This is a genomic window from Nocardioides sp. 616 (assembly GCF_002930065.1).
GTDB classification, from domain to species: Bacteria; Actinomycetota; Actinomycetes; order Propionibacteriales; family Nocardioidaceae; genus Nocardioides; species Nocardioides houyundeii.
Map to the genome: position 1 here is coordinate 84,255 of NZ_POAG01000022.1, position 12,085 is coordinate 96,339.

Consider the following 12,085-nt stretch of genomic DNA (forward strand, 5'->3'; position numbering starts at 1 on the left):
GCGTGTGGGCCGGGGCAGGAAAACGGCGCGGAATCCCCGGGAATGGACCGGGACGGCCCCGCGCGACCGGCTGCGGTCTAGCGTCGGGGGATGGCACGAGCACGGTTCGAGGGGCACATCGCCGGCGTCGGCACCACCAGCGGCCTGCGCGCGGTGGTGGGGCGCTGGCGCGCATCCCCACTGGGCACGTTCGCCGACGTGATGGTCGAGACGGCGCAGGGGCGCCGGGTGCTGCTCGCGCCCGACGAGTCCACCTCCGCGTTCGTGGCCTCGACCTACGTCTTCGACGAGGTCCGCGTGGAGCCGGTCCAGGTGCGCGACGAGGTCGACCCCGTGCTGGGTCCGCAGTGGCACGTCCAGACGCCGTCCCTGGAGCTGTGGATCGCCATCGGTCGGCGCACCCGGCTGGGTGCCCTGCTGCGGCTGGTGCCCCCTGCGGTGGCCACGGCGCCGGCCTGGTCGGCGGTGACCGATCCGGTCGCCCGGACGCTGCTGCGGGGGGTGCGGACCCGCGGCAGCGCCGGCGGGGGACGCCGGGAGTTCTACGGCGCCACCGACGTGCGCACCGTGACCTCCGCCTCGGGACGCTTCGACGGCGCCCGGCTGGGGTCCCTGGCCCCGGTGGACCCGCCATGCCGGTTCGGCTTCAGCTCGGCCCCCGCCGCGCCGTCCGTGACGGCGGTGGTCACCACGATCGTCACCCCCGACCGCTGACCAGCCCGCTCAGGTCGGCCGGCAACGCCACCAGGGTGTCGTCGCTGGCGAAGTGGACCGGGCCGCAGCAGACCCCCGCCGCGCGGGCGGAGGCCGCTATCGCCGCGGCCCAGCCCCGGTCGTCCTCGTCCGGACCTCCGCCGCCGGGCCGGGAGCGCAGCACCGCGATCCGGCACGGCGGGCCGTCGGCGACCCGGGTCAGCTCCGCCAGGAACTCCGTGAACGGGGTGAGGGCGCGGGAGTCGGGCGGGCTGACCGCGTCCTCGATCTCGATCACCGGCTGCACCACCCGGTCCTCGTCGTCGATCACCATCAGCCAGATCGAGTGCCGCGTGAAGCCGCTGCCGTGGGTCATGTTGCGCCAGGCGCGCTCGACGGCGGCCCGCGAGGTGAGGGTGTGAGGTGTCATGCCCCGAGCGTGGCGGCAGCCGACCCAGCGTCCCGGTCGCCTCTCCACAGCGGTCCTTGCCGGGTCCGGTCGTCCACAGGGCGTGCGCGCACGACCCGGCCCGATGCGGCGCCAGCGGTCAGAGGATGCCGGCGGCGCGTGCCGGAGCGGCGTACGCCTGGGCGAGCGTCGTCACCGTGTGGTGCGCGTTGAGCCCGGACGGGTTGGGCACCACCCAGAGCTCGGCCTCGGCGAGGTCCGTGTCCTGGCGGCCCAGGACCGCCTTGCGGTTCCCGAAGGCCTGGCGGTACGCCGTGATGCCGGCCACCGCCACCACCCGCGGGCGCACCCGGGCCACCAGCGAGCGCAGTGCGGCACCGCCGCTGACCAGCTCGGCGGTGCTGAGCTCGTCGGCCCGCGCGGTGGCCCGGGGCGACAGGTTGGTGATGCCGATCCCGCGCGCCCGCAGGTGGTCCCGGTCCTCGGGCGTCATGCCGGCCGCCGGGTCCACGGCCCGCTCGATGATCCCGGCCTGCAGCAGGGCGGGGTAGAAGCGGTTCGCCGGGTGGGCGAAGTGCGTCTGGGTGGCCGTGGTCCACAACCCCGGGTTGATGCCCACGAAGAGGAGCCGGACGTCGTCGGAGAGGAGGTCGGGGACGTGGGCGTCGCGGAAGCTCTCCAGCTCGGCCCTGGTGAAGCGCGGCACCTGGGGCCTAGCTGATCGGGTCGGAGAAGACGCCCAGGCCGTTGGGCACGTAGCGCTCCCCGCCGTCCGAGGGCAGGTTCAGCACCGAGAGCTGACCGGCGTCGGTGTGGCCCACCAGCGTGGTGGAGCCGCCGCCGTCGAGGTTCAGCGCGTTCTCGGCGCCCAGGGCGATCATCATGTTGGCCAGCTCGACCATGGTGTAGCCACGGCTGTGCGCCTGGCGGCCGTCGATGGTCAGCAGGAAGACCTTGTTGCCGTCCTCGTCGATGCCGACCGCGGTACGCGGGTGCATCAGCTGGTCGTTGATGACCACGCGCTGGCCGTTGAGCACCAGGGGCCGGTCGCCGCCGATGGCCATCTTGGGCGCACCCTTGACGCGCCAGGTGAGCTTGAGCCGCTCGCCCTTCTTCAGGCCCTTGAGCAGCTTGGCGCTGCGGCCGCGGCCGATGAGCAGCTTGCCCTGGACCTTCTTGCCCGAGGTGACGCCGTACTTGTTGGAGACCACCCGGCCGCCCTTGATGACCACCGAGCGGACCTTCTTCTGCCCGTCGACCACCGACTTGCCCTTGGTCTTGCCCCAGGCTGGGGTGTAGACGCCGACGCCGTGCTTCTCGACCGTGGGGGAGTTGAAGTTGGTGAACTTGATCTTCGGGTGCTTCTTCACGAAGGAGCCGATCCATGGGAGCTCGCCCACGTGCGGGCGACCGGCCTTGTCGACCCAGAACGCGCTGTTCCAGCCCGAGGCGGGGGCGTGGCGCAGGCCGTCCTCGCGGGTCCGGCCCACGCCCAGGGGCGCCCCGGTGTCGGAGATGTCGAAGAAGTCGCCGTTGACGGCCGCCACCGCGTCGGTCTGCGCGGTCATCCAGGACATCTTGGTGGTGGCCGCGACCTTGGCCGTGGAGATCAGGTCGAAGCTGTTGGCCGGGTTGACGATGTCCACGGTGACCAGGTGCGCCCGGACGGGCTTGCGGATGCCGTCGACCTGGTCCCACGAGCGGTAGTCGATGCCGGGGGCCATGTTCCAGCCGATCTCCTTGCGCCGCATCGAGGCCACGCGTGCCGAGGGCTGCTCGCGCGCCACCCAGCCGGCCACCCCGTCGCTGGCGTGGCGGGGCGCGTCCGCGGTGCCGGTGCCCGGTGCCCGGTGGGGCGCGATCGGCTCCGCGGTCGGCTCGACCGCGGGCGTGGGATCGGGCGACGGCGGCGTCGCCGAAGCGGTGGGCGGCGCCGTCGAGGCGAGAGCGACGCCGGCGGACAGCACCGCGACGATGGTCCCGGTGACGGTCTTCCTGGCGGACGAGGTGAGTCGCGTGGAGGAAGGCATGCGCTCCAGAGTAGGACCAAAGGAGGCTAACCTGCGGGACGTGGGCGCCACGAACACGTTCGTCGAGGGGGACAACCTCGATGTGCTGCGCGATCTGGAGCCGGGCTCGGTCGACCTGATCTGCACCGACCCGCCGTACAACACCGGCAACGACTTCGCCTACGCCGACACCTTCCGCCAGCCAGACGGACTGCGCGCCGGCCGGCACCACGCCTGGGCGGCCATGATGCGGCCGCGCCTGGAGGCGATGCGCGACGCGCTGGCCCTCACCGGCGCGATCTACCTCAGCATCGACGACAACGAGGCGGCCCGGCTGCGGATCCTGATGGACGAGATCTTCGGCGAGGACAACTTCCTGGCCCAGGTGGTGGTCAACCTCAACCCCAAGGGCCGCCAGCTCGGCGGCGGCTTCGCGACCAGCCACGAGTACCTGCTCGTCTACGCCCGCGACGCCCGGTCGTGCGTGCTGGACGCCAGCACCACCGACACCGTCGACGCCGACGACTTCCCCGAGGTCGCCGAGGACGGCCGGCGGTTCCGGCACCTGCCGCTGCGCAACACCAACAAGAAGTTCAACCCGCTGAGCTCGCCCACCCTGCACTTCCCGGTGTACGGCGACCCCGACGGCGGCCGGGTGGCGACCACCCCGTTCGACGGCGCGACCGAGGTGCTCCCGGTCTTCGGGGACGGCCGCTCGGCGGTCTGGCGCTGGTCCCGGCCGCGCATCGAGGCGCGCCCCGACGACCTGGTGTGCCGCCGGATCAAGGGCCTGGCGGGCTGGCGGGTCGACATCTTCCAGCGGGACTGGCTGCAGCCGCCCGGCGGGCGCCGCAAGAAGCTGCCGACGATCTGGCTCGCCGAGGAGGTCGGGTCCACCGACACCGCGGTCGCGGAGCTCAAGCGACTGGTGGGCCACGTCTTCGAGTCGCCCAAGCCGACCGGGCTGGTCCGCAGGATCCTGCGCACCATGCCGATGGACGCCCGGGTGCTGGACCCGTTCGCCGGCAGCGGGACCACCGGTCACGCGGTCGCGCTGGCCAACCTCGAGGACGGGGGCACCCGGAGCTGCCTGTCGATCAACTCCGCAGAGCCCACCCGCCCGGACTCCAACGCGGCACGGGCCGGGCTGGCGTGCGTCGCCGACATCACCCGGGTCCGGCTCCGCGCGGTCGCCGAGCAGGTCGGCGGGGGCCTGGAGGAGCGATAGGGCGGGCCGTCAGAGGGAGGCCCGCAGCTCCTCCACGACGGCGTCGACGACCGCGACCAGGTCGCCGCCGGACTCCTTCGCCACCGCGCGCTGGCGCTGGTAGGACGCACCGCGGTTCACGATGTCGGCCACCGAGCGCAGCTCGGCCTGGCAGCCCAGCCGCTTGGAGACCGGTTCCAGGCGCTCCAGCAGGTCCGCCAGGTCGTCGGTGACGGGCCGCTCCCGGGACTTGTCGTCGAGGATGATGATGGCCTCGAGCCCGTAGCGGGCCGCCCGCCACTTGTTCTCCTGCACGTGCCAGGGAGGCATGGTGGTCAGCGTCTCGCCGGCCGCCACCCGCGCGTCGAGGTCCACCACCAGGCAGTGCATCAGCGCGGTCAGCGCGGCCAGCTCGTCGATGTTGGAGACGCCGTCGCAGACGCGGTTCTCCAGGGTGCCCAGCTGGGGGGAGGGGCGGATGTCCCACCGCACCTCGGAGAGCCCGTCGATCACGCCGGTGACCTGTTGGTCGGAGACGAAGGACTCGAACTCCTCCCACCGCTCGAACTGGAACGGCAGACCGGCGGTGGGCAGCTGCTGGAACATCAGTGCCCGGTTGGAGGCGTAGCCGGTGTCCTGGCCCGCCCAGACCGGTGAGGAGGCGGAGAGGGCCAGCAGGTGCGGGTAGGAGGTGAGCAGGCCGTTGAGCACCGGCATCACCCGGGACTGCTCGGGCAGTCCCACGTGCACGTGCACGCCCCAGATCAGCATCTGCCGCCCCCACCACTGGGTGCGGTTGATGAGCTCCTCGTAGCGGTGGCCCTCGGTGATGTGCTGGGCCGACCAGCTCGCGAACGGGTGGGCGCCCGCGCCGAAGAGGTCGATGCCGATCTCGTCGGCGGCCGCCACGACTCCGGTGACGGTCTCGCGGACCTGGCTCATCGCCTCCTCGACGGAGTGGCAGATCCCGGTGACCACCTCGACGGTGTTGCGCAGCAGCTCCTTGTGCAGCCGCTCCGGGGCGGCCAGGCGGGGCCGTGCCGCGGCGAAGAGCTCGGCGGCGGAGCTGACCAGGTCGCGGCTGGTGCGGTCGACCAGGGCGAGCTCCCACTCGACACCCAGCGTGGGTTCGGGGGAGGAGTGGAAGTCGATGCGCACGCAGACCATGCTAGGCGGCGCCCGGAGCGGACGGACCCGACCCACGGGTGGCACCATGGCGCGAGTGTCCGCAGAGCCCGACGTGAAAGAACTCAACCTCACCCTCGACCTGTGCCTGCGCATCGGCGAGATGCTGCTGGCCAACGGTGCCGGCGCCGCCGACGTGACGGCCACCATGGGTGCGGTCGCGCACCATCTGGGGCTGCGCACCACCGACATCGACGTCACCTTCACCCAGGTCTCCATGGGCTACCAGTACGACCCGGCGGCGCCGACGCTGCTGATGATCCGCCAGGTCAAGCAGCGCGACATCGACTACGAGGACCTGACCCAGGTCGACCATCTCGTGCGGGACCTGCTGCACGGCAAGCTCGACCTCTACCTGGCGCGCACCCGGATGGCCAGCATCGTCTCGGTCGGCCACCCGGTGCCTCGGTGGGCGGTGACGATCGCCACCGGTGTGATGTGCGCGGCGGTGGCGCTCTTCCTCGGCGGCGACCTGGCGGTGATCGCCATCGCGTTCCTGGCCGCGGCCTGCATCGACCGGGTGCAGCTGCGGATGAGCCGGCGCCGGCTGCCCAACTTCTACCTGCAGGTCGCGGGCGGGGTGGTGGCCACGCTCTTCGCGGTGGGCGCCGCGGCCAGCGGCCTCGACGTCGATCCGTCCCTGGTGGTGACGGCCAACATCATCATGCTGCTGGCCGGCATCGGCTTCATGGGCGCCCTGCAGGACGCCCTGTCCGGCTTCTACGTCACCGCCGGAGCCCGGATCATCGAGGCGCTGCTGGCCACCTCCGGGATCATCGCCGGCGTGAGCGGTGGGCTCTCCCTGGGGACCCTGATGGGGGTGGACGTGGGCCAGCTGGAGCCCGGCCGCTCCGGCTGGCAGGACCTGAGCCTGCTCATGGTGGGCTCCGCGTTGTGCGCGGCGGCGTTCGCGTTCTCCTGCTACTCGCCGAAGCGGGCGCTCGTCCCGATCGCCCTGGTGGCGGCGGGGGCGGCGGCGATCTTCCGGTTGGTCGACGAGGCCGACCTGGGGCGGACCTGGGCGGCCGCCTTCGCGGCGTTCGCCATCGGGCTGGTCGCCTACGCCGTCGCGGGACGGGTGCGGGTGCCGCCCCTGGTGGTGGTGGTCCCGGCGATCGTGCCGCTGCTGCCCGGGCTCTCCATCTATCGGGGTCTGTCGCTGATGGCGGCCGACAACGGTGCCTCTACCTCGGCGGGATTGCTGGCGATGGTCACCGCCGCCTCGGTGGCGATCGCGCTCGCCTCCGGCGTCATCCTCGGCGAGTACGTCGCCCAGCCGGTCAAGCGCGAGGCGCGGCGCCTCGAGCAGCGGCTGTCCGGCCCCCGCCTGGTCGGGGTGTTCCGGGCCCGCTCCAAGCGCTGACCGCTCCGCCTGCCCCCTCAGCCTCGGAGCTCAGTCCCGGAGCTCAGCCTCGGAGCAGGGCGAGCCACACCTGGTGGGTCCCGTCGAAAGGTGCTCGACCGGCAACCACGGCCACGTGCACCCAGGCGCAGCTCTGGAGCGCCGAGGTCACCACGTGAGCCGGGTAGCCGAGCTCGACCTGGTGCGCGGCGAACTCGTCCTCGTCGTCGACGACCACCGTCCCCGCCACGTCCTGCACCACGTCGAGGTCGAGGTCCACGGCGCGCAGCGTGGCGCCGTGCCACTGCGCGGGCGTGGTCATGTCGACGTACGTCGCCACCCGCGGGCCGGCCGAGGTGGGCCCTGGCAACGAGGGCTCTCCGGCCCACACTGCCCCGCCGGCCTGGTGGAAGGTGGCCAGCCATCCGGGGCGCACGCCGTCCGACGGAGCCGGCACGAGCACCACCTGGTCACTGCCGGCGGTCAGCTCCCTGCCCGGCCGGGCGAAGCGGGTGCCGGTCGGTACGCCGACCCAGTCGCCGTGTTCGTCGGAGCCCAGCCACAGCGCGTCGTAGACCCAGTGCGGGTGCTGGCCCCACTTGGTCATCTCGCAGTGCACGACGTCCCCGGGAGCCAGCGGGGCGCGCTCGGGCACCTCAGACCACCTTGGTCCTGGCGGGCATCACCCGGCGGCTGACCCGCGCCACGAGGTCCTGGTAGCGGGAGCCGGTCAGCTTGGCGAGGGTGTGCAGGGCATGGGCGTCGGACCCGACCAGCACCCGCGCCTTGCCGCCCAGCACGCCGGACCAGATGACGTCGGCGGCCTGTTCGGGGGACATCTTGGCGAGCTTGCGGTCGAAGAAGTCGGCCGTCGCCTGCTTGTCCTCGCCCTCGGCGACCCGGGCGTTGCGGGCGATCGCGGTCTTGATGCCACCGGGGTGCACGACCGTGACGCCCACCGGGTGCCGGGCAACCAGCATCTCCTCGCGCAGCGCCTCCGACATCCCGCGCACGGCGTACTTCGCGGCGCAGTACATGCTCTGCCCCGGCATCGAGACCAGCCCGAAGAGCGAGGACAGGTTGACCACGTGCCCGTCTCCGGAGGCGATGAGGTGCGGCAGGAACGCCTTGCACCCGTGGACCACGCCCCAGAAGTTGATGCTCATGATCCACTCCATGTCGCTGGGGTCCAGCTCGGTGAAGTCGCCGGCCAGGGCGACGCCGGCGTTGTTGACCACCACGTTGACCCGGCCGAAGTGCTCCGCGACCGCGTCGGCGTACGCCGTCACCGCGGCGCGGTCGGCGACGTCGAGCCGGTCGACGCGGACCTCCCGCGCCCCGGCCTGCTCCGCGAGCGTGCCCGTCTCGGCCAGCCCGGCCTCGTCGACGTCGGAGATCGCGAGCAGCGCGCCACGGCCCGCCGCGTCCAGGGCGAGGGCCCGCCCGATCCCCGAGGCGGCGCCGGTGATGACCACGACCTTGGCATCCAGAGTCTTCATGGCTCGCACTGTGCCAGAGACTGGCAACGAGGTCAGCCAGCAGCGCCGACGGTGCGGCGGGGCGCCCACCCCGGCAACCTCGCGGAAACACGAGGACCCGCGCCCGAAATATCGGACGCCTAGCGTCCGTAGTACCTCCCCCCTTGGCCGCCCGGTGGCGACCAGCGGATCCCCGCGAACTCGTCTGGCGCGAATTCGCCTCCGAAAGGAAGCAGACTCTTGAAGCAATCAGGACGGCGTACCCGGCGGCTCCTGCCCCTCGCGGTCGCCGCGGTGCTCGCCACCTCGGGCCTGGCGGCAGCCACCGCAGTCGCGGCACCGGGGCAGCCCGGCAAGGGCCAGCCCACCCGGGACGGCAAGTCCCGCGACCTCACCTACCTCAGCCCGCGCTACTCCTCGGGCGACGTCACCGGTGACAAGCGGGTGGACCAGAAGGACCTCTCGCGGGTCAGCGCGGCTCTGGGCGTGCGCAAGGGCGACGGCAAGGCCTGGCGGCGCGTGGCGAAGGCCGACCTCGACGGCAACAAGTCGATCACCGTCGCGGACGTGGCGGCGCTGTCGCGGCAGATGATCTACGACGACGGCGACTTCCGCGTCCTCGAGGCGACCGTCGTCGACGCTCAGGCAGCGATGGAGGCCAAGTCCCTGACCGCCGTCGAGCTGACGCAGCTCTACCTGGACCGCATCGCGGCCTACGACGAGGCCGCCGCCGGAGGTGTCGAGGCGACCAAGCTCAACTCGATCATCGCGGTGAACCCCAAGGCGCTGGAGATCGCGGCCAAGCTTGACGCGGAGCGCAAGAAGTCCGGGCCCCGGGGGATGCTCCACGGCATCCCGGTGATCGTGAAGGACAACTTCAACACGACCGACGTGCCCACCACGGTCGGCTGCAAGTGCCTGGAGGGGTTCACCCCCGGCAAGGACGCCGAGATGGTCGAGCGCCTCCGCGACGCCGGAGCCATCATCCTGGCCAAGGCCAACCTGACGGAGTTCGCCTCCGGGTACACCGGCCTCAGCTCGTTCAAGCAGAGCTCGAACCCCTACGTGCCCGGTGGGGAGTCCGGCGGTTCGAGCGCCGGCACCGCCGCCGCCATCGCCGCCAACCTGGGGATGATCGGCCTGGGCAGCGACACCCTGGGCTCCATCCAGGTCCCCGGCGCCTACCAGGGGCTGGCCGACGTCTACCAGTCCTTCGGCCTGGTGAGCCGGGAGGGGATCGCCCCGCTGGCCGGCGACCAGGACCGCGGCGGGCCGCTGACCCGGACGCTGGAGGACTCGGTGATGATGCTCGACCTCTACGCCGGCACCGACCCCGAGGACGCCACCACGGCGAACGCCGACGCCCAGCGGAAGGCCAGCTACGCCTCGTACCTGGATGCCGAGGGACTGAAGGGGGCGCGGATCGGCTACGTCTCCACCACCGGCGAGGACGGCCACCTGGGGACCAACCCGGCGGTCGCACGGATCTTCGACGAGGCCAAGGCCGTGATGAAGAAGCAGGGCGCGACGCTGGTCGACGTCGGGCAGGTCCGGCTCGTCTCGACGGCGTCGGGAAGCACCCGCGAGTTCGGGCACGACATCGACGAGTACCTGCGGACCTACGTCCCGGCGGACTCGCCGTACCCCAGCAGTGCAGCGGAGCTCAAGGCGCTGCTGACGGCGCAGCCGGGCCTCAGCTCGATCACCGCCACCGTCCTGGACCGGATCAACCGGATCCCCGACTTCGACGCCTACATCAAGACGCACGCCCTGGAGATCAAGCAGAACGGCGCGATCATCGACGAGGTGCTGCGCGCCAACGACCTCGACGCGATCGTCTACCCGACGGTGCCTCGCTTCGGCGTCCCCGGGGGCACCGGCTACAACAATGCCGCCCTGGCGTCGCTGAGCCAGCACCCCTCGGTCTCGGTCCCCTCGGGATGGAGCAAGCAGTCGGACTACGTCGAGGGCGGCGTGCTGCCGGCCAACGGGGTGGATCTGCCCACGACCGTGTCGTTCCTCGGCGGCAAGAACCGTGACGCCAAGCTGATCAAGCTCGGCTACGCGTTCGAGCAGGCGACCAAGCACCGCCGGGCGCCCTCGCGCTACCCGGACCTGGTGAGGACCAAGTCCGCCAAGAAGGTCTCCGGCGCGACGACGTTCGAGCTGGCGATGCCGCGCCGGGCCAAGGCCGGGTCCACGGCCCGACTCCGGGTGTTCGGCGACAGCGTGCGCAACGCTTACACCTACACGCTGCGGCTGAAGTTCGACACCAGGCTGCTGCGGCCGCAGGCGAAGAAGGTGACGGCCGGGACCTCGGGCCTGACCAAGGCCTGGGTCGAGGGCTCGACGCTGGTCGTCGTCCACACCAAGCTGGGCAGCTCGCCGGCCGCCTCGGGTGACCTCAAGCTGGCCGACATCCCGGTCCAGGTGCGCGCCCGCAACGCCGGGACGCCCGTGCTGAAGGCGGCCACCGTCGTCGGTGAGGACGGGAAGGTCAAGCGCTTCTCGGCCCCGAAGGTCTCGCGCCGCTAGCGCGAGGCTCGTCCGTGAGGGTCGCCCACCTGTCGCCTCGGCCTCAGGTGGGCGACTTGCGCGCGCCGGTCCCAGGTGCTGACGCGCGGCCGCGTCGCGTGCCACGATGCCCGGGTGGACGACATCGTGGAGCTGACCGACCGGGAGTGCCGAGAGCTGCTGCGTGCCGACGTCGTGGGCCGCGTCGCCTTCGTCACCCCGCAGGGGCCGCGGATCGTCCCGGTCAACTACGTCGTGCGCGAGGCCGGCCTGGAGCTGCGCACCACGCCGTACTCCGAGCTGGCCACCTACGCCCCGGGGAGCCAGGTCGCCTTCGAGATCGACCACCTCGACCGGGAGCAGGGCCGAGGCTGGAGCGTGGTCGTGCACGGCGACTGCGAGCGGGTGCAGGACGACGCGGCCGCCGCCTTCGAGGAGCCCGGCGAGGATCCCCGGCCCTGGGCCGGCGGGCGCCGGCCGCTGTGGCTGCGACTGGTGGTGGCCGAGATCACCGGGCGTCGGGTCGGTGGCGAGCACTGGCCGCACCCCGTGGTGCCGCGGCGCTGAGGCGGACCCCGCCCCCGGCCACGCGGTGCGCCACAATCGGCGGGTGATCGCACCCACCGGCCCCGTCCGCGTCGGCATCCTCGTCTTCGACGAGGTCGAGGTCCTTGACTGCTGCGGCCCGTTCGAGGTCTTCTCCGTCGCCAACCGGGTGCACGCCCGGAACGCCGGCTCCGCCCTGTTCGAGGTCTCCCTGCTCGCCGCCACCCAGGAGGTGGTGGCCCGCGGCGGTCTGGTGTTGCGGGCCCACGCCACGCTGGACGTGGACCCCGAGGTGGACGTGCTGGTGGTCGCCGGCGGCGTCACGGACGTCGTCGAGCAGGACACGGGAGTCACCGGGTGGATCGCGCGCACGCCCACCCGGCTCACCGCCTCGGTCTGCACCGGGGCCTTCCTGCTCGCCCAGGCCGGCGTGCTGACCGACCAGCGGGTCACCACTCACTGGGAGGACCAGGAGGCGCTCCAGGAGCGCTGGCCCGCACTCCGGGTGGAGAGCGGTCGCCGCTGGGTGCGGGACGGGGACGTCTTCACCTCCGGTGGGATCTCGGCCGGCATCGACCTGAGCCTGCACCTGGTCGAGGTGCTGGCCGGCCGCGAGCTCGCGCTGGCCACCGCCCACCAGATGGAGTACCGCTGGCACGAGGACCCCGCCTGAGACCCGCCCTGCGCACGGCCCGGCACAAT

12 protein-coding genes are annotated in these 12,085 nt (G+C 72.3%); 6 read left to right on the forward strand and 6 right to left on the reverse strand.

Annotation, left to right across the window (positions count from 1 at the left end; genetic code table 11):
• Window positions 1-90: 90 nt before the first annotated feature.
• On the forward strand, window positions 91-714 hold the full coding sequence (locus tag C5H89_RS15310) for a hypothetical protein (RefSeq protein ID WP_104107849.1): 624 nt from the start codon (window positions 91-93) through the stop codon (window positions 712-714).
• On the opposite strand, the gene C5H89_RS15315 is transcribed toward C5H89_RS15310, so the two are convergent.
• The 3 genes from C5H89_RS15315 to C5H89_RS15325 all read right to left on the reverse strand — a co-directional run bounded on the left by C5H89_RS15315 (window position 698) and on the right by C5H89_RS15325 (window position 3,132).
• On the reverse strand, window positions 698-1,123 hold the full coding sequence (locus C5H89_RS15315) for a hypothetical protein (RefSeq protein ID WP_104107850.1): 426 nt from the start codon (window positions 1,121-1,123) through the stop codon (window positions 698-700). The genes C5H89_RS15310 and C5H89_RS15315 overlap by 17 nt on opposite strands.
• 118 nt (window positions 1,124-1,241) lie before the next feature.
• Window positions 1,242-1,808: a mismatch-specific DNA-glycosylase gene (locus C5H89_RS15320; protein WP_104107851.1), complete on the reverse strand. Its 567-nt coding sequence runs from the start codon at window positions 1,806-1,808 to the stop codon at window positions 1,242-1,244.
• Window positions 1,809-1,815: 7 nt separating this feature from the next.
• On the reverse strand, window positions 1,816-3,132 hold the full coding sequence (locus C5H89_RS15325; protein WP_162799407.1) for a phosphodiester glycosidase family protein: 1,317 nt from the start codon (window positions 3,130-3,132) through the stop codon (window positions 1,816-1,818).
• A gap of 40 nt (window positions 3,133-3,172) precedes the next feature.
• Here C5H89_RS15325 and C5H89_RS15330 point away from each other — a divergent pair, with 40 nt between their 5' ends.
• Window positions 3,173-4,339 carry a site-specific DNA-methyltransferase gene (locus tag C5H89_RS15330; protein WP_240181892.1) on the forward strand — a complete coding sequence of 389 codons (1,167 nt, stop codon included), beginning with the start codon at window positions 3,173-3,175 and terminating at the stop codon, window positions 4,337-4,339.
• Window positions 4,340-4,348: 9 nt separating this feature from the next.
• Here the strand turns inward: C5H89_RS15330 and C5H89_RS15335 are convergent, their stop codons facing one another.
• A complete protein-coding gene (locus tag C5H89_RS15335; RefSeq protein ID WP_240181911.1) occupies window positions 4,349-5,485 on the reverse strand; it encodes a glutamate--cysteine ligase in 1,137 nt (378 codons plus the stop codon).
• A 55-nt stretch (window positions 5,486-5,540) separates the two neighbouring features.
• Here C5H89_RS15335 and C5H89_RS15340 point away from each other — a divergent pair, with 55 nt between their 5' ends.
• Entirely contained in the window at window positions 5,541-6,866 is a 1,326-nt protein-coding gene (locus C5H89_RS15340; RefSeq protein ID WP_240181893.1) for a threonine/serine exporter family protein, read from the forward strand.
• A gap of 43 nt (window positions 6,867-6,909) precedes the next feature.
• On the opposite strand, the gene C5H89_RS15345 is transcribed toward C5H89_RS15340, so the two are convergent.
• Both C5H89_RS15345 and C5H89_RS15350 read right to left on the reverse strand, forming a co-directional pair.
• Window positions 6,910-7,500: a DUF402 domain-containing protein gene (locus C5H89_RS15345; RefSeq protein WP_104107854.1), complete on the reverse strand. Its 591-nt coding sequence runs from the start codon at window positions 7,498-7,500 to the stop codon at window positions 6,910-6,912.
• 1 nt (window position 7,501) lies between these two features.
• Window positions 7,502-8,344: an SDR family NAD(P)-dependent oxidoreductase gene (locus tag C5H89_RS15350; protein ID WP_104107855.1), complete on the reverse strand. Its 843-nt coding sequence runs from the start codon at window positions 8,342-8,344 to the stop codon at window positions 7,502-7,504.
• Between the two features lie 219 nt (window positions 8,345-8,563).
• Between C5H89_RS15350 and C5H89_RS15355 the strand changes: the two genes are divergently transcribed.
• The 3 genes from C5H89_RS15355 (at window position 8,564) to C5H89_RS15365 (ending at window position 12,056) form a co-directional block, all read left to right on the forward strand.
• Window positions 8,564-10,858, forward strand: coding sequence for an amidase family protein (locus C5H89_RS15355; protein ID WP_104107856.1), 2,295 nt, complete (start codon window positions 8,564-8,566; stop codon window positions 10,856-10,858).
• Window positions 10,859-10,972: 114 nt separating this feature from the next.
• Complete coding sequence (locus C5H89_RS15360) at window positions 10,973-11,404, forward strand: pyridoxamine 5'-phosphate oxidase family protein (RefSeq protein ID WP_162799408.1); 432 nt, start codon at window positions 10,973-10,975, stop codon at window positions 11,402-11,404.
• A 43-nt stretch (window positions 11,405-11,447) separates the two neighbouring features.
• The gene (locus C5H89_RS15365; protein ID WP_104107991.1) at window positions 11,448-12,056 is read left to right on the forward strand and encodes a DJ-1/PfpI family protein; all 609 of its coding nucleotides are present in this window, start codon (window positions 11,448-11,450) and stop codon (window positions 12,054-12,056) included.
• Window positions 12,057-12,085: the final 29 nt, after the last annotated feature.

Bases quoted from the DNA above. Each gene is read 5' to 3' on its own strand.
- C5H89_RS15325 (WP_162799407.1), bottom strand. From the start codon at position 3,132: ATGCCTTCCTCCACGCGACTCACCTCGTCCGCCAGGAAGACCGTCACC.
- C5H89_RS15350 (WP_104107855.1), bottom strand. From the start codon at position 8,344: ATGAAGACTCTGGATGCCAAGGTCGTGGTCATCACCGGCGCCGCCTCG.
- C5H89_RS15315 (WP_104107850.1), bottom strand. From the start codon at position 1,123: ATGACACCTCACACCCTCACCTCGCGGGCCGCCGTCGAGCGCGCCTGG.
- C5H89_RS15335 (WP_240181911.1), bottom strand. From the start codon at position 5,485: ATGGTCTGCGTGCGCATCGACTTCCACTCCTCCCCCGAACCCACGCTG.
- C5H89_RS15310 (WP_104107849.1), top strand. From the start codon at position 91: ATGGCACGAGCACGGTTCGAGGGGCACATCGCCGGCGTCGGCACCACC.